At 35.3% G+C, this 252-nt stretch carries 1 pseudogene; it reads right to left on the minus strand.

Annotated features, from left to right (window positions below):
* Window positions 1–164, minus strand: a pseudogene (locus KVT11_RS20275) (IS4 family transposase); the annotation flags it as partial.
* Between the last annotated feature and the right edge of the window lie 88 nt (window positions 165–252).

Consider the following 252-nt stretch of genomic DNA (forward strand, 5'->3'; position numbering starts at 1 on the left):
TCTAAACAGCTACATAACTGAGTTAAAGGGGTTTCAGCAACATTTTGACTCATCCATACACATAAAGCGACTAAATCTTTTGGTTGGTATTTACTGGTTCGTTGTCCAAAACCAACATCTCTAGCAAGATCTCGTAAGATATTCGGAGATAAGAAGCTTTGAATTTCTCAAGCAAATAGGTTTAATTCATCAGATACAGAAATAGACATACAAAAACGCCATCCTTTCCTATAATGATACAGCAAGGATAAC

It is taken from the genome of Bacillus sp. GbtcB10 (assembly GCF_019091365.1).
In the GTDB taxonomy this organism is placed as follows: Bacteria; Bacillota; Bacilli; order Bacillales; family Bacillaceae; genus Bacillus; species Bacillus altitudinis.